Annotated in this window: 17 protein-coding genes and 1 pseudogene; 12 read left to right on the forward strand and 6 right to left on the reverse strand. The window is 64.6% G+C overall.

Translation table 11 applies throughout. From position 1 onward, the window contains the following. Positions 1-627: 627 nt before the first annotated feature. The 4 genes from LXN57_RS14120 to LXN57_RS14135 all read left to right on the forward strand — a co-directional run bounded on the left by LXN57_RS14120 (position 628) and on the right by LXN57_RS14135 (position 5,162). A complete protein-coding gene (locus tag LXN57_RS14120; RefSeq protein WP_251798550.1) occupies positions 628-1,542 on the forward strand; it encodes an SDR family oxidoreductase in 915 nt (304 codons plus the stop codon). Then, complete coding sequence (locus LXN57_RS14125; RefSeq protein WP_251798551.1) at positions 1,543-2,424, forward strand: amidohydrolase family protein; 882 nt, start codon at positions 1,543-1,545, stop codon at positions 2,422-2,424. Positions 2,425-2,458: 34 nt separating this feature from the next. Next, positions 2,459-2,914, forward strand: coding sequence for a MaoC family dehydratase (locus LXN57_RS14130; protein WP_251798552.1), 456 nt, complete (start codon positions 2,459-2,461; stop codon positions 2,912-2,914). Between the two features lie 472 nt (positions 2,915-3,386). Continuing rightward, positions 3,387-5,162 carry an acyl-CoA synthetase gene (locus LXN57_RS14135; protein WP_251798796.1) on the forward strand — a complete coding sequence of 592 codons (1,776 nt, stop codon included), beginning with the start codon at positions 3,387-3,389 and terminating at the stop codon, positions 5,160-5,162. Here LXN57_RS14135 and LXN57_RS14140 read toward each other — a convergent pair. Then, positions 5,118-5,687: a hypothetical protein gene (locus tag LXN57_RS14140; RefSeq protein WP_251798553.1), complete on the reverse strand. Its 570-nt coding sequence runs from the start codon at positions 5,685-5,687 to the stop codon at positions 5,118-5,120. The genes LXN57_RS14135 and LXN57_RS14140 overlap by 45 nt on opposite strands. A gap of 37 nt (positions 5,688-5,724) precedes the next feature. Between LXN57_RS14140 and LXN57_RS14145 the strand changes: the two genes are divergently transcribed. Together LXN57_RS14145 and LXN57_RS14150 are read left to right on the forward strand one after the other, a co-directional pair. After that, positions 5,725-5,928, forward strand: a complete 204-nt coding sequence (locus LXN57_RS14145; protein WP_251798554.1) for a hypothetical protein — start codon at positions 5,725-5,727, stop codon at positions 5,926-5,928. A gap of 365 nt (positions 5,929-6,293) precedes the next feature. Continuing rightward, positions 6,294-6,584, forward strand: a complete 291-nt coding sequence (locus tag LXN57_RS14150; RefSeq protein WP_251798555.1) for a hypothetical protein — start codon at positions 6,294-6,296, stop codon at positions 6,582-6,584. Positions 6,585-6,735: 151 nt separating this feature from the next. Here LXN57_RS14150 and LXN57_RS14155 read toward each other — a convergent pair whose 3' ends face one another. Genes LXN57_RS14155 through LXN57_RS14165 form a run of 3 tightly spaced genes read right to left on the reverse strand, consistent with a single transcriptional unit; the run spans position 6,736 to position 9,973 of the window. Continuing rightward, positions 6,736-7,863: a Gfo/Idh/MocA family protein gene (locus LXN57_RS14155; RefSeq protein WP_308206618.1), complete on the reverse strand. Its 1,128-nt coding sequence runs from the start codon at positions 7,861-7,863 to the stop codon at positions 6,736-6,738. Position 7,864: 1 nt separating this feature from the next. After that, positions 7,865-9,244 (reverse strand): DegT/DnrJ/EryC1/StrS family aminotransferase, encoded by a 1,380-nt coding sequence (locus tag LXN57_RS14160; RefSeq protein WP_251798558.1) that lies wholly within the window; start codon positions 9,242-9,244, stop codon positions 7,865-7,867. 54 nt (positions 9,245-9,298) lie between these two features. Beyond that, positions 9,299-9,973, reverse strand: a complete 675-nt coding sequence (locus tag LXN57_RS14165) for a class I SAM-dependent methyltransferase (protein ID WP_251798559.1) — start codon at positions 9,971-9,973, stop codon at positions 9,299-9,301. 307 nt (positions 9,974-10,280) lie between these two features. Between LXN57_RS14165 and LXN57_RS14170 the strand changes: the two are divergent. From LXN57_RS14170 to LXN57_RS48320, 3 genes and pseudogenes are all read left to right on the forward strand, one after another. After that, positions 10,281-11,517: pseudogene (locus LXN57_RS14170) on the forward strand (IS256 family transposase). 676 nt (positions 11,518-12,193) lie between these two features. Beyond that, positions 12,194-14,665 (forward strand): TIR-like protein FxsC, encoded by a 2,472-nt coding sequence (locus LXN57_RS14175; RefSeq protein ID WP_251798560.1) that lies wholly within the window; start codon positions 12,194-12,196, stop codon positions 14,663-14,665. Positions 14,666-14,682: 17 nt separating this feature from the next. Beyond that, positions 14,683-15,621, forward strand: coding sequence for a phosphotransferase (locus tag LXN57_RS48320; protein WP_369077279.1), 939 nt, complete (start codon positions 14,683-14,685; stop codon positions 15,619-15,621). A 26-nt stretch (positions 15,622-15,647) separates the two neighbouring features. On the opposite strand, the gene LXN57_RS14180 is transcribed toward LXN57_RS48320, so the two are convergent. Further along, positions 15,648-16,172, reverse strand: a complete 525-nt coding sequence (locus LXN57_RS14180) for a GNAT family N-acetyltransferase (protein ID WP_251798561.1) — start codon at positions 16,170-16,172, stop codon at positions 15,648-15,650. 548 nt (positions 16,173-16,720) lie between these two features. On the opposite strand from LXN57_RS14180, the gene LXN57_RS48325 reads away from it, so the two are divergent. The 3 genes from LXN57_RS48325 to LXN57_RS14190 are packed head-to-tail and all read left to right on the forward strand — an operon-like array spanning position 16,721 to position 17,870. Then, positions 16,721-17,014, forward strand: coding sequence for a transposase family protein (locus tag LXN57_RS48325; protein WP_369077281.1), 294 nt, complete (start codon positions 16,721-16,723; stop codon positions 17,012-17,014). Between the two features lie 5 nt (positions 17,015-17,019). Continuing rightward, positions 17,020-17,253 carry a hypothetical protein gene (locus LXN57_RS14185; RefSeq protein ID WP_251798563.1) on the forward strand — a complete coding sequence of 78 codons (234 nt, stop codon included), beginning with the start codon at positions 17,020-17,022 and terminating at the stop codon, positions 17,251-17,253. After that, positions 17,163-17,870 (forward strand): transposase, encoded by a 708-nt coding sequence (locus LXN57_RS14190; RefSeq protein WP_251798564.1) that lies wholly within the window; start codon positions 17,163-17,165, stop codon positions 17,868-17,870. The genes LXN57_RS14185 and LXN57_RS14190 overlap by 91 nt, the downstream gene beginning before the upstream one ends. Here LXN57_RS14190 and LXN57_RS14195 read toward each other — a convergent pair. Continuing rightward, positions 17,842-18,237: a hypothetical protein gene (locus LXN57_RS14195; RefSeq protein WP_251798565.1), complete on the reverse strand. Its 396-nt coding sequence runs from the start codon at positions 18,235-18,237 to the stop codon at positions 17,842-17,844. The two genes, LXN57_RS14190 and LXN57_RS14195, sit on opposite strands and share 29 nt — an antisense overlap. Positions 18,238-18,519: the final 282 nt, after the last annotated feature.

The raw sequence follows: 18,519 nt of genomic DNA on the forward strand, positions 1-18,519 counted from the left end.
TGGTGCCGCCGGTGGATCCACGTCACGCGCTGCCGGTCCTGGGCTCGATGACTCTGTTTCGCCTGGTGTTCCGTCCGGTGGCTCCGCCACGGAGGCGGCTGCTTCTGTCGGTTCAGGGTTTGATGGCTCCGCTTCGGATGACGGTGCCTCCGGCGGTTTCGCGTCAAGCGCGGCTGCTTCTGTCGGTTCTGGGGCTGATGGCTCTGCTTCGTCTGGTGGTGCCGCCGGTGGATCCACGTCACGCGCTGCCGGTCCTGGGCTCGATGACTCTGTTTCGCCTGGTGTTCCGTCCGATGGCTCCGCCACGGAGGCGGCTGCTTCTGTCGGTTCAGGGTTTGATGGCTCTCCTTCGTCCGACGTTGCCTCCGGTGGCTCGACGTCGGGCGCTTCGGGTTCTGGGGCCGGGGGCTGCGCTCCTGAAGGCGACGGGTCTGCCGGCTCCGCAGCGGGAGCCGGTTTCGCAGATGCTGCGGCCGATGGGTCCGGCTCAGCTGGTGTTGCGCCGGGCTCTGGTGGTGACGGCTCTGCCTCGGGAAGTCCTGTGGATGGTGATTCCGCTCCTGGCGGTGGGGTCACGGCGTCCGGGAATTCGGCCTCTGTTCGTTCGGAAGCAGGACGGGAGAAACGATGACACTTTCCGGGAAGGTCGCTGTGGTCACGGGAAGCGGGCGAGGGCTGGGCTTGGGCTACGCCCGGGCGCTGGCTGACGCGGGGGCCGCGGTGGTGGTGAACGACATCGAACCGGAGGCTGTGGAGAACGCGGTCGGCGCGATTGTGGCCGGTGGGGGACGGGCGACCGGGGTTGTCGCCGCGGTGGGAGAGACGGCGACTGCCGAGTTGCTTGTGGATACCGCGGTGCGGGAGTTCGGGCGGCTCGATGTGATGGTCACCAACGCCGGGATCCTGCGGGACCGGGTGCTGTGGAAGATGAGCGACGACGACTTCGACGCTGTGGTCAAAGTGCACCTGCGCGGCACGTTCACCTGTGGACGGGCGGCCGCTGTCCACATGCGGGAACGCGGGGAGGGCGGCCGGCTGATTCTGGTCTCGTCACCGGCGGGGCAGCGGGGGAACTTCGGCCAGACCAACTACGCCGCCGCGAAGGCCGGGATCGCGGCGATGGCCCGTACCTGGGCGCTGGAACTGGCGCGGGCCGGCATCACCGCGAACGCGATCGTTCCGGTCGCCGTCACCGAGATGACCAAGACCATTCCCGCGTTCGCCCCGGTGATCGAGGAGGCCGAACGCACGGGGACGCCCCTGCCCTCCTGGTTGCGCCGCGACGAGGGCATGGGCACGGTCGACGACGTCACCGGGCTGATCGTGTTCCTGGCGTCGGACGCCGCGAAGGACGTCACCGGCCAGGCGATCGGCATCGGCGGCGATCGGCTGTCCCTGTGGTCCCATCCGCACGAGAAGACGGTTGCGTTCGCCGACGGCGGCTGGACCAGCGAGGCGATCGCCGCGGCCTGGGCCGGCAGCATCGGCGCGGAACCGGAGACGTACGGGATTCCCGCCCCCACCCTGCCCCCGGCGACCTGAGTGAACGTCGGCGAGCTGGTGGCCATCGACGTCCACACCCACTGCGAGGTCGGCCGGGACGGGCACGGGTCGCTGAGCCCGGAGCTGCTGGGCGCCTCCGCCGCGTACTTCGGATCGGGTGGCCCGAGGCAGCCGACGGTCGACGAGACCGCGGCCTACTACCGGGAACGCCGGATGGCCGCGGTCATTTTCACGGTCGACGCCGAGCACGCCACCGGCCATCGGCGCATCCCCAACGAGGAGGTGGCGGACGCCTGCGCCACACACGACGACGTGCTGATCCCGTTCGCCTCGATCGACCCGCACCGCGGCCGGGCCGGGGTGCGGGAGGCCCGCAGGTTGGTGCGGGACCACGGCGTACGGGGATTCAAGTTCCACCCCAGCCTGCAGGGCTTCGCACCGGACGACCGGATGGCGTATCCGCTTTACGAGGCGATCGAGGAACTCGGCGTACCGGCGCTTTTCCACACCGGGCAGACCGGAATCGGCGCGGGCGTGCCCGGTGGCGGCGGCGTCCGGCTGCGCTACTCGAACCCGATGCTGGTCGACGACGTGGCCGTGGACTTCCCCGGGCTGACGATCATCCTGGCGCACCCGTCGTTCCCGTGGCAGGACGAGGCCCTCGCGGTCGCCACCCACAAGCCGCTCGTGCACATCGATTTGTCCGGCTGGTCCCCGAAGTACTTCCCGCCCCAACTGGTCCGCTACGCCAACACGCTGCTGAAGGACAAGGTGATGTTCGGCTCGGACTATCCGGTGCTGACCCCGGACCGCTGGCTGGCCGACTTCGCCGCACTGGACATCAAGCCCGACGTACGCCCCAGAATCTTGAAGGACAACGCGGCCCGGCTCCTCGGGCTGACCGACGACGGCGCTCGCTGACGGCCACGGCGCACCGACGAGAAGGAGACACCACATGATCACTGTCAACGGACTGGACGGCTTGAAGGCGCTGGTCGGGCAGGAGCTCGGCCCCAGCTCGTGGCTGGAGATCACCCAGGACAGGGTGAACGCGTTCGCCCAGGCCACCGACGACCACCAGTGGATCCACGTAGATGTCGAGCGCGCCGCCCAGGGCCCGTTCGGCGGGACGATCGCCCACGGCTACCTGACGTTGTCGCTGGTCATCCCGTTCTTCTCGGAGCTACTGGCGGTCGACGGCATCAAGATGGGCGTCAACTACGGCCTCGACAAGGTGCGTTTCCCGAGCCCGGTCCGCGTCGGCTCCAAGATCCGCCTGGCGGCCACGGTGGACGAGGTCGAGCAGGTGGCTCGCAGCTGCGTCCAGATGTCGCTGACGTTCATCGTCCAGATCGACGGCGTCGACAAGCCCGCCTGCGTGGCCCACCCGATATACCGCTACTACGCATGACGTCCGCCGCTGCTCCCGGCGTGGTTGTGGGGCGGGCCAGGCGGGTCACTACTGCGACGGGTGCGAGACCAGCATGACGGCGCGCGACTGCGACGGGTGCGGGGCTGGCGTGCCGGGGCACGAGCGCGACGCGCCGGGCCGGTGTGCCGGGGCACGAGCGCGACAGCTGCCGGATGGGCGTGGCAGGACACGACCGCGACGCTCCGGGTCGGCGCGGCGGGGCACCACTGCGACAGATCCGGGGTCGGCATGGCGGGCACGACCGCGACGGTGCCGGGCGGGTGTGGCGAGGCATGACTGCGACGACCGCCGGGCGGGTGTGGCGGGGCACCACTGTGACGGGTATGGGGTCGACGTGGCCTGGGTGCGACTGCGACATGTGCGGGGCTCACGGGCCTGGTCGGCGAGGCATGAGTGAAGCGGTGTTCTTTGTTGACGGCCGACCGGCGGGATGGGAGGCGGTTTCATGACAATGGCGAATGTGGGGCTGGGGGCCTGGCCGGCGCGACGGGCGGCCATCTCTCCGGGGCGGACTGCGCTGGTCTTCCAGGGCGACCGAATTACGTATGCCGAGCTGCACATGCGGGTGGGCCACGCGGCCGCACGTCTTCGGGCCGCAGGGGTCGGGCCGGGTGACCGGGTCGCCTACCTCGGTCCCAACCATCCCGCGTTCGTCGAGACGATGTTCGCCACACATCGCCTGGGAGCGGTCTTCGTGCCGCTCAACTTCCGGCTGACCGCGCCCGAGATCGATTACATGCTCCTCCACAGCGGCACGTCCGTGCTTGTGTACGGCCCTTCCTGCGCGGAAACCGTCCAATCCTTGTCCACAGCCGTCGTGCTGATGCCACTGAGCGCCATGGCTGGGGACAGCGGGCCGTCTGTGGACGAGAGTGTGGCGACGTCACCGAGTGCCTCGACTATGGGCGGCGGGCCGTCTGCGGACGAGGATGTGGCCGCCCCGGCTGGGGATGGCGGGCCGGCCGTGGACGACGGCGTGGCGACGCCTCTGGGCGCCTCGGCTGGTGATGGCGGGCCCTCTGTGGATGAGGGTGTGGCGGTGTCACTGGCTGGCTCAGCTAGGGGTGGGCCGTCTGTGGATGAGGCTGTGGCGACGTCACCGGGTGTCTCAGCCGTGGGTGACGGGGCGCCTGTGGAGGACGGCGTGGCGATGTCACTGGATGACGCGGCCTTCATTCTCTATACGTCCGGGACCACCGGGCGGCCGAAGGGGGCGGTGCTCACGCACGGGAATGTCGTCTGGAACTGCTTCAACCTTTTGGTGGGGGTGGACGTCGGCGGCGACGAGGTGGGGTTGATCGGGGCGCCGCTGTTTCACGTGGCCGCGCTCAATCAGTGTTTGCTGCCGACGTTTCTCAAGGGTGGCGCCAGCGTGATCATGCCGCGTTGGGAGGTGGACGAGGCTCTGACTCTGATCGCTTCGCAGCGGGTGACCTGGATGTTCGGCGTGTCGGCCATGTTCGCGGCCCTGGCGCGGTCGCCGCGGTGGGTGTCGACTGATCTGTCGTCGGTGCGCAGCGTCATGAGCGGGGGCGCCGCCGTTCCGCCGGCGCTCATCACCGCGTACCAGGAGAGGGGTTTGACCTTCTGCCAGGGCTACGGGCTGACTGAGACCGCGCCTGGGGCGACGTTCTTGGAAGCTCGGGAGAGTTCGGCGCACGTCGGGTCGGCCGGTGTGCCGGTGTTCTTCGCGGACGTCCGTTGTGTGCGACCGGATCTCAGCGACACCGAGGCCGGCGAACCGGGTGAGGTGTGGGTGCGGGGAGCGAACGTGACACCCGGTTACTGGAACGATCCGGCCGCGACGGCGGCCGCGTTCGCTGACGGGGGTTGGTTCCGGTCGGGGGACGTCGCTGTGGTGGATGACGAGGGGCATTTCCACATCGTCGACCGGTTGACGGACATGTACGTCTCGGGCGGCGAGAACGTGTATCCCGCTGAGGTCGAGGCTGTCCTCTTCGAACACCCGGCTGTGGCCGAAGCGGCGGTGGTCGGCGTGCCGGACGAGAAGTGGGGCGAGGTGGGACGGGCGTTCGTCGTGGCCGCTCCGGGCCGAGAGGTCGATCCGGCCGAGGTGCGTGAGTTTCTGGGCGGCCGGCTTGCCCGATACAAGCTCCCGGCCTATTTCGACGTGGTCGAAGACCTGCCTCGCACCGGTTCGAACAAGGTTCGCAAAGCGCCGCTACGAGCCCGGCCGCTGAACACAGGCACGCCCCGCGAGCGGTGATTCGTGCGCGGCGGCGAATGCGGGCACGCCGGGTGAGAGGTGATTCTGTCGGCGGCGGTGGACCGTCGGCAACGGCCTCGGCCGGACGACGGAGCCGGTCTCGGCAACGGTGAACTCGCCGGTGCCGAGGGGCACCAGCAGGGCGTTCGGCAAGTCGGGATCGGCCTCATCGATCAGTACCGCGGCGGCCCCGGCCGCGCCGCCGTTCGTTGAGCGACGGGTGCGGTCCGGCCGCGGGGCGCCGGACCGGCCCGCGGCCCGGGCGGCCGCGCCGCCGTGCCGATTCGGGCGCCAGCGCTCACCATAGCGGCCCCGGATCGACGTAGTCGTGGTCGTCGGGCCGGAGCGCGGCCCGAAGATCGGCGATGGACCTATAGCACGTTGGTTGATCAGGACGATCGCGGCGTCCGCCTCGCGCAGCCAGCGGTAGAGGGTCACGCACCACAAATCGCCGGGGCGGAGCGCGTCCATGTCGACGAGCACCTCGTAGCGGTCCTTCCGTCGATCACTGAGCTGCTCGCGCACGTTCCCCGCGTAATCGTCCCCGCGCGAGCTGTGACTGATGAAGATCCTCAACCGGACTCCCGACATCGGCCATTCTGACAAGGCGTGGTTGCAAGATCACGAGCTGGTCGAAGCCGTATCGTCGCTGAGTGCGATGCTGCGGGCGTACATCCGGCGGCCAAGCTTCCGTGATGGAGGCGCTGAGGCCAGTGGCGAGAAGTGCCGACCCGAGCCGAAGGCGGACCAGCGCGCTCACAGTTAGCTGCGGACTTGGGATCCCACCATTCTCGCCGAGCTGGCGCACGCGGTCAGCGATCGAACCACCAGCAGAAAAAGCCTCAGCCTGACCGAATCTAGCGTCTACGACGCGATCTGCAACGCACTCCAAACAAGCCCCGACTACCGAGGCGAAGTCAAAGTTGCCGTCAACGAATTGCTGCGCATCATCATCCGATTCGTGACAACGAGAACCAATGCCAAGCCAACCTGCGCCCATACCTGTTCGACCCCGAAGCCAAGGAAGATAAAATCCACCTCGACCTCAACGATTTCCTAGCAGGCAGCGAACTCGGATCTCACGTCAGATTCGAGGATCAACACCTCGGTGGCGGCAGAATTGACCTCCGTGTGACCTTCGACGGCTTCTCCATCAACATCGCAATGAAGGTCGACTCAACCAATGTTCCCAAGAGCGACAGAACCGCCTACCTCAAACAAGCGGCCGCCTATCAAGTCGCGGATGTTCGCATCGGATTCCTCATAGCCCTCCGGCACAAAGCATTCGACCCGACCGGACCGCCTCCACACTTAAGTGGGTTGGTCGGCCACACCCCATTCGACATCAGCGGAGATCCTGTTCCTGGACACATCATCGCCGGCCAGCTTCCAGGAAGCCGAACTAAGCCCAACGAAATGTGATAGAACCCTCCGGTTCCGCACGGCGCTGAACGGCCGGGCCAGCGAGGACATGCACGCCGAAGTCGCGTGACGATAAGCAGCGGCTGCAACTCCCGGCCGGGTTGCCCGGTGCTCTCTAAGGGCCGGGGCCGGCTAGTGTCTTTCAGTAAGACTAAGTTACAACGCTGCGAGAGTTGATCCATCCGAGCACGCGTTGAGCCGCCAAGCCATCGTTGAAGGTCGCCAGCGTACGAGGAGTGGCGCTTCCAGTAACCTGCAATGACCACTCTCGCAACTGCATCTCGAAGCTGTGTTCCCATCCGTGGATCTCGCCGGCCACCGGCGCGGAGGTTGCGGACTCTGGCATACGGAAATCCGCCACCTCACCGTTCATTTTGAGGATTCGAAGCTCGGCATTCGTTGACCGATATTCGATCCTTCCGGTCGATCCCGAGATCCTCATCGAAAACGTCGCCCTTCTGGCTATTTTCGAGGCAACGGCCACGAATTCGGCGCCACCCTCGAGGCGGCCCTCCACGGCTGCGAATGTATCGGCCGAGGCGCGGCCGTTTCCTGCTGCACCGGCAGATCGAACGGTGGCGCCGCAGGAGTCAATTACTATCTCTTTGCCGGATATCGCGCGCAGTAGGTCGAAAAGGTGGACCCCGAGGTCGCCGGTCGCCCCTCCCGTTAATCCCTGTTCCGGGCTCTGCCTCCATGCCGCCGGATTGTGAGTCGAACCGCTGCGTCTGCAGAGACTCAGGCGGACGCTCACCATCTCGCCGATGACGCCGGCGCGAATTGCGGACACCGCGGTCCGGACTGCAGGAAGGTAGCGATAGTTGAAGCCGACGCTCGCGACCTGCCCGGCCGACGCAGCATGCTCGACCATGCGTTCGGCGTCAGTGACGCTGGTTGCCATCGGCTTCTCGCAGAGCACAGCCCGCCGAAGCCTGAGCGCCTCACAAGCCAATACGCTGTGAGTATTGTTGGGAGTCGCGATAATGACCGCATCGGCGGCGGACAGAAGAGCATCGAATGACACGAAGTTCCGGCACCCGAAGCGTGCTGCCGCATCTGTGCCGGGAGATCCGGGTAGGTCGTGCAGTCCGACAAGATACGTCCAAGGGATATTGGAAAGGGCTGTCATGTGCGCAACGGCGGCGCGACCGGCTCCGATCACTCCGACGCGCAGGCCCGGTAGTTCAGTCAAGCAAACCTCACACCTAGCAAGTATGGGACGGCCGGCGTTCGCCGTGCACGAGGATATGTACTCGCTACGACTAGAAACGCCGAGCACACTACGAATACACGTCGAAAACCGCCGCAATGACGCGATCCTGTTCGGCCAGCGACATGTGCTGAAAAAGTGGGAGACACAGTTGGCGCGCGCTGAAAAGTTCCGTTCTCGGCAGGCTGACACCGGCGAAAGTGGTTCGCAGCAGAGGAGTGTCCTGTTGATGCGTGAGCACCGGATAGAAGACCGCCGCCTCGACGTTCCATCGCGCGCTCAGAAGTCGCGCAAGCTCATCTCGTCCGGACCTTAGCGCCTGAATCGGGAAGAGGTGCCACGAGCTGGTCGGTGCGAACGCGGGAAGACGTATGGCCCCGGCCTCTTGTAACGGAAAAAGTGCCTCCGTGTACCGTTTTGCCAACAAGGTCCTTCGGAAGTTGTTGAGCGTCAGATGAGGGAACAGGGCAAGGCCTATGGCGGCGTGCATGTTGTCTATGCCGGCATTGAGGCCGAAGGAAACTTGCTTGACATTCTTCCCACCCGGTCGGAAACCGTGATAGCCGATCATACGGCACAGTGCTGCAATGTCGGCGTTTTCGGTGAGTATGGCTCCGGCCTTGCCGCAGAGGCCAAAGTTCTTGTGCGGATTGAAGCTGAGGATCGCCGCGTCCGAGTACACACCGACTCCGGTCACCCCTACGGCCTGGCATGCGTCTTCGACAATCGCGATTCCGTGTTCGCGCGCGACTGCGGCGATCTCCTCCATCCTGGCCAACTCGCCATACAGATGCACCGGAACCACCGCCTTGGTTCGCGGAGTTATTTTGGCGGCAAGATCGGCAGGAGCCAAGGTCGGCCCATCGCCGCAGATATCGGCCAGGACCGGCACGCCGCCGCAAGCAAGGATGGCGTTCTCGGTGGCTGCGAAGCTGTTCGCCGGTATCACGACCTCGTCACCGGGTGTCAGCCCCAACGCCCGCAGCGCGATTACCAGACCGTCGGTTCCGCTGCTGGTTCCGATCGCCCATGGAAGGCCCGAAAAATCCGCCAACGCCTGTTCGAAACGTGCGACGTGAGGTCCCGACGTAAAGTGGCCTTGTAGTGCGATCTGCTGGAAGGCCTCCACTGCGGCACGTTGCTCCGCTTTGGACAGTAGACGTTGCGGATCCTCGAAAGTAACCCTTCCGTTCGGCGTCCGAACCGGGAACAGTTCTTTCTCCAGGATCTCACGCGGCTTCAGTTTGCCAGCTGCGAACACCGCTTTCTCGAGCTCCGCGTTTGCTGGTGTGCGACGCAACACACAGGTGAAGGGCCTTCTGTCCAGCTGGTTCACCAGGAAATGGAGGCTTTGACTGTCACCACTGATGATTGGCGCCGATCGGCCCTCCGGAGCGTCATCGGCCTGTTGGGTGCGGCTCGAATCGCGTTGTTCCTCGGTTGATTCCATGGATGTTGAGCTCCCGCCATGAAGAGCGATCCAGCGATATATGCCGAAGTTCGGTTATGACTGGAACCAGACGATGCATTCCGGGCAGTTCTTGGTGTCGCGCGCTCGGATTACTCCACCGAGGCGGCCGCCTGCCGAAGGCACGACGCCAAAGCCATAACTCCGGAAGAATTCGACTACCTCGTCCGGGTCATAAAGGCGAAAATGCCGTTCTGTGTCGTATTCCGGGTCTAGTACCGTCCATATGCCAGAGCCGTATTTGAAGTGCAGCAGACAGATTCCGCCGGGCTTGACAACGCGAACGATTTCAGGCAGGACGGTGTCGAAGACCTCCTGCCGTTCGAAATGCTGAATTACGGAGTTGCATGTCACGAAGTCGAATTCGCTGTCCCCGAAGGGTATTCCGTCGCGCAGGTCATGGCAGATAAGCCTGCCTGCCAGCGTGGGATGCAGGGCGACGGCGAGCTCCAGGCCCTCAGCGACCGCATCGACACCGATCATGTCGTAACCGGCGGCCACGAATGCCGCGACATCGCGTGCCCCCGGCCCGCATCCCACATCGAGGCCGTGGCGGCCCGGCGCGAGTTCCTGAGTCCGGCGCAACACGTCCCGGTCATGCGTGAGCCGATTGTCGGAGCTGTCGTGGTATTCGGATTGTAGGTATTGGTTGGAGACCTCGCTATATCGTGCGGCATAGGACCGATACCATTCAAAGCCAATTTCGACCATGTCTGGAGTGTAACGCCTAGACATGGTAAGCAGTCAATGCCCTGCCACCGGTGCCCGAAACGGCATCACTCGGCGGCCTCACAATTCGCGCGACAATTTGCCCCGGGCCCAGGCTTGCACCCTTTGAGTCGCGGGCGACCACAACCACTCCGGACCGCGTGATCAACCGCGATCCATGCGATGACCGTGATCCTCTCTTCCTGGGTCACGTCCACCGATGTGGTGTAGGACCTGGTCTTTCTCGATGCATGAAGGCGGCCATCGCAGATCCTTCGGATTGTCTGAGATCTCGAAGGAGAGACCTGCGATGGCCGCAGACCCGAGTTTGAACGTCGCCAGCCTGTTGCGCGAGCATCTTGAATCGGCGAGCCCTGATCTACTGCGGGCGATGGTGAAACCGTCGCCGAGGTGCTGATGTCGGCCGAGGCCGACGCCGTCTGTGCCGCCGAGTACGGCGAACGCAGCGACGAACGGAGCAACTCACGTAACGACTACCGTCACCGCGACTGGGACACCCCCGGCGGCACCGTCGAGCTGGCCATCCCGAAACTACGCACGGGTTCGTACTTACCGGACCGGCTGCAGCACCGCCGCCGCGCCGAACAGGCGCTCGTCGCGGTCGTGGCCACCTCGTATCTGCTGGGCGTCTCGACGCGGCGGGTCGAAAAGCTGGTCGAGCAACTCAGTGTCAAGCAGCTATCCAAGAGCCAGGTATCGGAGATGGCCCGCCACCTCGACGCCCAGGTCGAAGCATTCCGCCACCGGCCGCTGGACGCCGGGCCCTACACCTTCGTCTGGGTCGACGCCCTGGTCATCATAGTCCACGAGGCCGGCCGCACCATCAACGTCCACGCCCTGATCGCGGTCGGTGTCAACGCCGACGGCGGCCGCGAAGTCCTCGGCCTCGAGATCAGCTCGGACGAGGACGGCACGGGCTGGCTCGCTTTCCTGCGCTCGCTGACCGCCCGCGGTCTGTCCGGCGCCTGGCTAATGGTCTCCGACGCCACCGCGGCCTGGTCAGCGCGGCCGGCGCCGCCCTGCCCGGCGCGTCCTGGCAGCGCTGCCGCACCCACTACCTGCGCAACCTGCTCGCCAAAGTCCCGAAGTCCGCGCAGCCGTGGGTCGCCACTGTGGTCCGCACCGCCTTCGACCAGCCCGGCACCGACGAGGTGAAAGCCCAGTTCGCCCGAGTGCTGGACACCATCGCCGACAAGTTCCCCGACGCGGCCGAACACCTCGACAACGCCCGCGACGATCTCCTGGCCTTCACCGCGTTCCCGCGTGAACTCTGGCGCCAGATCTGGCCGAACAATCCCCAGGAGCGGCTGAACAAAGAAGTCCGGCGGCGAACCGACGTCGTCGGGATCTTCCCGAACCGCGCCGCGATCATCCGCCTCGTCGGCGCCGTGCTCGCCGCACAGACCGACGAATGGGTCGAAGGACGCCGCTACATGGGCCTGGCCCTGCTCCGCAAAGCCCGCCTCACACCCATCATCGCCAGCCAAGACACCGAACCCGACCAGCCCGTCGAGATCGCCGCATAGCATCAACCCACACGGGTCGGCCATGGCGGACTCTGACACCATGCCCGCGGACGTGACCCTCTTCCTGCCTGTTCGGCGTGATCGATCTGTCCCCCTCGAAGTGGATTCCTGGTATCGCGGGGTCGGTGCGGACGCGCCGGACTTCTGGGCCGAAGTCGTCTTTCGGCTTGGCACAGCCCCTACCAGCAGAGCTGGCGCCGCGCCTAGGGCCCCGTGCCGAGTGTGGACAGGATGCGGCGGTGGGCTCGGCCTGCCAGCTCGCGGAAAGTCCCAGCACCTGTACGCTCAGCACCTGTACACACCGAGGCCAAGCGCTCAGCCAAGGCCAAGGCGAAGGCCAAGTCGACGTTGGCTTACCGTCACACGAGGGGCAGGCTTCGCAGATCCGCGCCTTCCTCGTCCAACTCGATCATCCACGTTGACGTGCGAATGGTGCATGCTGTGGTAGTGGACGCGATGCGGCCTGATGAACGAACGGCGGCTCGACGACCCGGCACCCCGGTCGGCGGGAGAAACGTCTTGTGAGCGGAGACCGCTGGCCCGCACTGCAGGCATGAACATGCGTCACACGTCATCACCGGTCGAAGCGCCACCTGATGCTTCACGCCTGCCGGGCACACACCCGAAGTGAGCCCTAGAATCTGCCTAGGCATCGCCGTCCACCCAGGGGGTGCAGTTGACGCCATATTTCTTCTTCAGCTACGCCAGGCGCGACGCCGGCCCCCAGCTCGACCGCTTCTACACCGACCTATGTAACGAGATTGCCGGTCTCACCGGCATCAATCCCGACGAAACCGGGTTCCGGGACACGGCGGACATCTCCGTCGGCATGCGATGGCTACAGAGCATCGAGCAGGCACTGACGACTTGTCGATGTTTTGTTCCGAACTACTCGCCGAGCCTTTTCCTCAGTCAGTTCGCAGGCCGTGAATGGTCGGTTTTCAGCCAGCGGGTTAGCGACGCCAGCGGAACCGGCGACACCATAAAACTAGTTTTTCCGGTGGTATGGAGACCGGTGGCGGACCTTCCGCTGGCGGTCGCGGAGTTGCAGTACGGCACGGCGGCCTTCGGTGAGCGTTACCGCGACCTCGGGCTGCTCGAACTGATGAGGATGAGGAAGTTTGAGGACGACTACCAAGCATTTCTGTCGCAGTTCGCCAAGGCGCTCGTCAAGGGCGTTACTGCTAACAACCTCCCGCCGTCCACCGAAAGAATCGATCTGGATACTGTCGAGAACGCCTTCGATAAACTATACAAGCCTGACTTAGCTGCGACTTCGAAACGTTCCAGTAACGAACTCCTCGATTCGTTGGAGTCGCTTTACGAAAAGCGGGCGGAAGTTCGTCTGGAAGGTCGGCAGACCCATGACGTCGATATCGAGATCGCCGCGGTGAAACGCATGCTCAGGCGCGAGCGCCACCTTTCTGAGGGCGACAATATCGGACCGGGTCTACGACTGGTCGCGCGGCTGCGCAGCGGAGGCTTCGGCGAGGTCTGGAAGGCCTACGACAGCAGCCGCAGAGAGTTTGTCGGTGTGAAGTTGCTGCACGCTCAGTTCTCCCGAGATCAAAGTATGATCGATAGGTTCTACCGCGGGGCTCGCGTCATGTCGGGTCTTCGTCACCCTAGTGTCGTGCGCATTCTCGATCCTCGGGGACAACACGAGGGTCGCTATTTCTTCGTCATGGAGTTGCTGCGCGGCGGGGACTTGCGAGAGGCGGTGCTGGACGGGACGCTCACCCGGCCGGATTGTCTCTCAATTCTTGCCGAGGTGGGAAATGCACTCCAGTTCGCGCACGATCGGGGTGTCATACATCGCGACATAAAACCGCAGAATATCATGCTTGACGACGAAGGACGTCCTCGCATTACTGATTTCGATTTGGCGCGGGTAGCGGACAGCACCGGTGGAACGCGTACTGGAGCATTCGGCACCGCAATGTTTGCGGCACCTGAGATCTGGGAGACCGCGAAGGACGCGACTCCTGGTGCGGACATCTATTCGCTTGGAATGACCGTTCTTTTCTGCCTCTACGGACGAGATCTACCGATAGCGGCCTTCCGTCGACCAGATGCTTTTGCCGAACAGGTGGCCAGCGGCGAGCTGCTGAGGGTGGTACGCGGAGCCCTGGCCGAGTCTCCATCCCGTCGCTATATGCGAATAGCGAACTTCGCTGAAGCTCTTCGTGCGACGATCGACCATAGCCGCTCGTCTGCGAACGCGAAGCGAGAGGCAGTCAGGAGTAGAAGCTCGGGTAGTTCCGGTCGGTGGAACCGTGCCTTGAAAGACATCGCAGACAGCGGGCGTTACGGCAGGCTGAGGATCGGTCGGCAACACGGCCTTGTGCCGCTCGGAGCCGACCCGCTTTCAGGCCTGTGGGAATTTCTGTGCGAGGACACCGGACGGCCGCCTCAGAAGCGAAAAGGCCAGCATGTTCTTGATACCGAAGCTGGACTTGTACTCGTCCTCATACCCCGCGGAACGGGTGCCATAGGCGCCCAGCGCTACAAGCAACCCAACCTCGACCACCGAGCACAACCCGAGGAGGGGCCTGTTCATCATGTCAGGATCCAACCGTTCTTCCTATCGAAATTCCAGATGACGCGGGCGCAGTGGCAAAACATCACAGGCAATGACCCGAGCTTCCTCCATCCTGAACTTCCGGTGAGCGATGTGGGTGTCCTGCCGGTCGAGTCGGTCTCATGGCAGACCTGCACTGAGGTCCTCGGCAATGTGGATTTGAGACTTCCGGCGGAATGCGAGTGGGAGTATGCCTGCCGAGCATCCAGCTCATCAGCGTTCTACTTCGGCGACGATGAGCAGGAGTTGGACAGTTTCGCTTGGTTTTCGGGGAACTCGGAGGGCGCGGTGCACCCGGTGGGGCAGTTGTCGCCAAACGCATTCGGGCTTCATGACATGCACGGCAACGTCTGGGAGTGGTGCCGGGACACATGGCATCCAACCTTTTCTGGCGCGCCGACCGATGGAAGCTCGTGGATATCGGATGACAGCAATTGGAAGGTAAATCGAGGCGGCGGATGGCGAAGCGAAGCCAGCCGTTGCAGATCTGCCAGCAGAGACGGTGATCCTTCGGTGAGCCCCGACTGGGACTTGGGTCTGCGGCCGGCCCGGGACGTGGATCTGTAGCGCGAATTGGAGATCGGGTGAGCAGAAGTTCGTTCGATAGGCCGCATCCCGGCGGTGATCGGCCGACCGGCCGCGAACTGGGCTCCGGCGCGGCGGCTTCGCTGATCGAGCAGCAGTTTCCCACGCTGGCTCCAGCCTCGCTCCAAGAATTGGGCGGCGGATGGGACAATGTCACCTTTCTTGTGAACCGACTGTATGTCTTCAAGTTTCCGCGCAGCAGCGCTACGGCTCGCTTTCTGATGACCGAGGGCAGACTTTTACGCCATATCGCACGCGTCGTGCCAGTAGAGGTCCCGAGGTTCGTTGCTCGTGGCCGGCCGACAGCGGGATTCCATTTTCCGTTTCTCGGCTATCGGATGCTTCCGGGGAACCCCGCCTGTGCCATTCCTATGACGATCGGAGCGAGAATTGCGCTGGCTCGTCCCATCGGGAGGTTCCTTGCGGCCCTCCATCGGATACCCGCGGCTCGCGCGAGACGGTGGGGCGCTCCCGATGACAGGATGGGAAGGCTGGATCCCAGCATCCGGATCGCAGAGGCTCACGCGAATTTGGATAAGCTGGTTTCTGTCGGTTTAGTCCGGGACAATTGCTCGTTGCGAAGAGTGATCGATTCCTTGTCCGGAGCGGGGAGAGCGCGCCTCGCTCTGGTGCACGGGGATCTCTACTCGAGACATCTCGTACTCAATTCTCGGTCCGGTCTGACTGCAGTCATCGATTGGGGCGAGACGCATGTCGGTGATCGGGCACTCGACTTGTCGTTGGCATTCTCTTTTCTTCCGCCCGAAGCTAGACCAAAATTGATGAGCTCCTACGGGCAAACTACATCGGAGGAGATTGCGCGTGCCCGCTTCCGTGCCGTTTGGCACACGCTCCACAACCTCGTGTGCGCCGTTCAGGCCAACGACGACGAACTCGCCGCGGAAAGCCTGGTCGCACTCGACTTCTCGGTATCTTGATCGAACTGCTCGGCCGCCGGGCGGTGTCAGATCGAGATCATCAGCGCCACGGGAAATTCCGGGGAATCGGTCCCGGCGGTGTCCAAAGCCTTTCTCATGACCCTCCCGTTCTTCTCCGCGACATACTCATTGCCGTGGTCATCAACCGCAGGGCGGCGTTCAAAGTGTGAGCCCACGAACCGGTAGCCGAGACGTTCGTACAGCGCGGCTGCACGAGGATTGTCGTCGTCGACGGCCAGCTCGGCGAAGACGACACGATTTCGTATCGCTCGAACCTCGGCAGCGGCGATCATCGCTGTACCGATACCGTGACCTTGCCATGCCGGGCAGACCGATGCCATCCAGATCCAGGCCACGCCCGGCTTCCGGACCCAGTCCACACTGACCTTTCCGACTACAAGACCATTGCAGACGGCTACCATGAACGATGCTTCCCGTTGGCCTCTTCGGCATTCTCGCAGCCAAGCATCAGATTGCACCCTAGACGAGGCCCAATCTATCGAACGGACGTCTGCGATAGTTGCGTCCCGGATCGAAACTCCGATGGACATGGCACCTCCACGACATTTAGAAGAGAGCTGATGTCAGTATCTTTCTTCGTCAAGTATACTTTCTCGATAGGGAACGGATCCGAGTCTTTTCTCTCGAATTGCGAGAGGTTTTCGATCATTCGTGGTCGACGGCCTAGCCCAGCTTGGCCGGCCCACGTGAGACGATCCGCGCGAGCAGGTCGACCACGAGCCCTCACCAGCGATTCCCGCCGAGCGAAACGTCTAGTGCATCGTAATTTTGTTGTCTTTACGTGATGTTGGTGTCGTTGGCTGTCCAGGCAGAACTGACGGCTGACCAGGATGCTGAGGTGCGTGCGCTGACCACCAGTGCCGAGGTGTCAGCGGGCGGTCGGTAGCCGGGCGAGGATCGTGTTGTGGCATGCCGAGGGCCGGTTGGTGAACCGGGGATCGTCTCGACCCCGGCCATCGGATGTGGTCCACTATGGATGATCATGTTCATGGTGCGATGATCATGGTTGGAAGGGCTGCTGCCCCACCTCTCGGCCCTCCGGATCCGGCACGTGCGTGCCGAGGGACGCACGGTCTGACTGGAAGCTGACGTTTCGGCTGACGATGCGGGATGCCCGGCCTGCGAGTCGAGGTCGGCCCGAGTGCACAGCCGCTACCAGCGGGTCCTGGCCGACCCGGCGATCGGTGGCCGGCCGGCCCTGCTGCGTGTGCGGGTCCGCAGGTTCTTCTGCGACAACACCGCCTGCCAGCGGCTGACCTTTTGCCGAGCAGGTGCCGGAACTGACGACACCGTATGCCCGCCGCACTCCACTGTTGCGTGGCCCTGGAGAAGATCGCCCTGGCGTTGGGCGGCCGGCCTGGCGCAAGGATGACCCGCATGCTGGCCGTGGAGGTGTCCCGTACGACCATGTTGCGGCTGGCCCGGGCGCTGCCGGTGCCCGAGCCCGGCACGATCACGGTGGTCGGGGTCGACGACTTCGCGTTCCGCAAGGGCAACACCTACGGACAATTATCGTCGACATGGACACCGGCCGACCCGTCGACCTGCTGCCCGATCGTCACGGCGACACCTTCGCCGCCTGGCTGCGCGCTCACCCTGGTGCTCAGGTGATTTGCCGCGGCAGGGCCAGCGGGTACGCCGAAGGCACCCGGCTGGGCGCGCCCGACGCAATCCAGGTCGCCGACCGTTTCCACCTGTTGCAGAACCTCACCAAGGCCGTCGACCGTGTCGTTCGTGCCCACCGCGCCTGCCTCAAGGACCGGCCCGAAGCCGAAGCCGTCGCCCAGCCGCGCCCGTCGACCGAGGGCGAGCCGGGCCACCGAGCCGAGGTGACCCGGCAACGGCACGCCGAGATCCATGCCCTGCACGCCACCGGCGTCGGCGCCACCGCGATCAGCCGGGCGTTGAACCTCGACGGCAAGACGGTGCGCCGCTACCTGCGCGCGGCGACCGCGGATGAACTGCTCACCGAGACCGTCCCCCGGCCGAAAGATCTCGACGAGCACACCGCTTACCTCGTCTTCCGGTGGGAACAGGGCTGCACCAACGCGGTCCGGCTGACCACCGAACTACGCGACCGCGGCTACCGCGGCAGCGCCCGCACGGTGCGTCGACTGCTGCAGACCTGGCGCGACGGCACAGTCAAACCGACCGCCGTGACCGCGGTCGCGCCGAAACCACGGCAGGTGACCGGGTGGATCATTCGCCCCGGCCGGCGACCGTACTGAAGACGAGCAGTCCGGCCTGAACCGCATCCTCGAGCGCTGTGACAGCCTGCGCACCGTTGACCGGCTGGTCAGTGACTTCGCCGGTATGCTGCGCCACTTCCAGGGCCAGCATCCGGACACCTGGATCGCCCAGGCCAAGCAGAGCGGCATCGCGCATCTGGCTGGCTTCGCCGCCGGCCTGATCAAGGACTACGACGCCGTCCGCAACGGCCTCACCCTGCCCTACAGCAGCGGCGCTGTCGAAGGGAAACGTTTGTCGATTGAAGGCGATCAAAAGACAGATGTACGGCCGTGCGAACTTCGACTTCCTCCGGCTCCGCGTCGTCCTCGACGAATAGCCGTCACGCCGCAGGTTCGGCGGAATCACCAACTTCGTGCCAGAGCCACTTCGTCTTGACCGTTGACACGGATGAAGAAGGACATCGCCGCACTGGCCGGGGTGTCGCGTCCGACGGTGGACCTGTGGCTGGCCCGGTATGTGGCCGAGGGCGGGGCGGAACTGTTCGCCGCGAAGCCCTCGCGGGCAGGTGAGCGCGGACGTCGGCTCGCGGGTGCTGGCGCTGACCCACACCACGCCGCCGGCGGAGACGGGATTTGTCGCACTGGTCGACCCGGACTATGGCCGACTACGTCACCCGCACCCCCGGCG

The organism is Paractinoplanes hotanensis, from assembly GCF_023717965.1.
GTDB lineage: Bacteria > Actinomycetota > Actinomycetes > Mycobacteriales > Micromonosporaceae > Actinoplanes > Actinoplanes polyasparticus.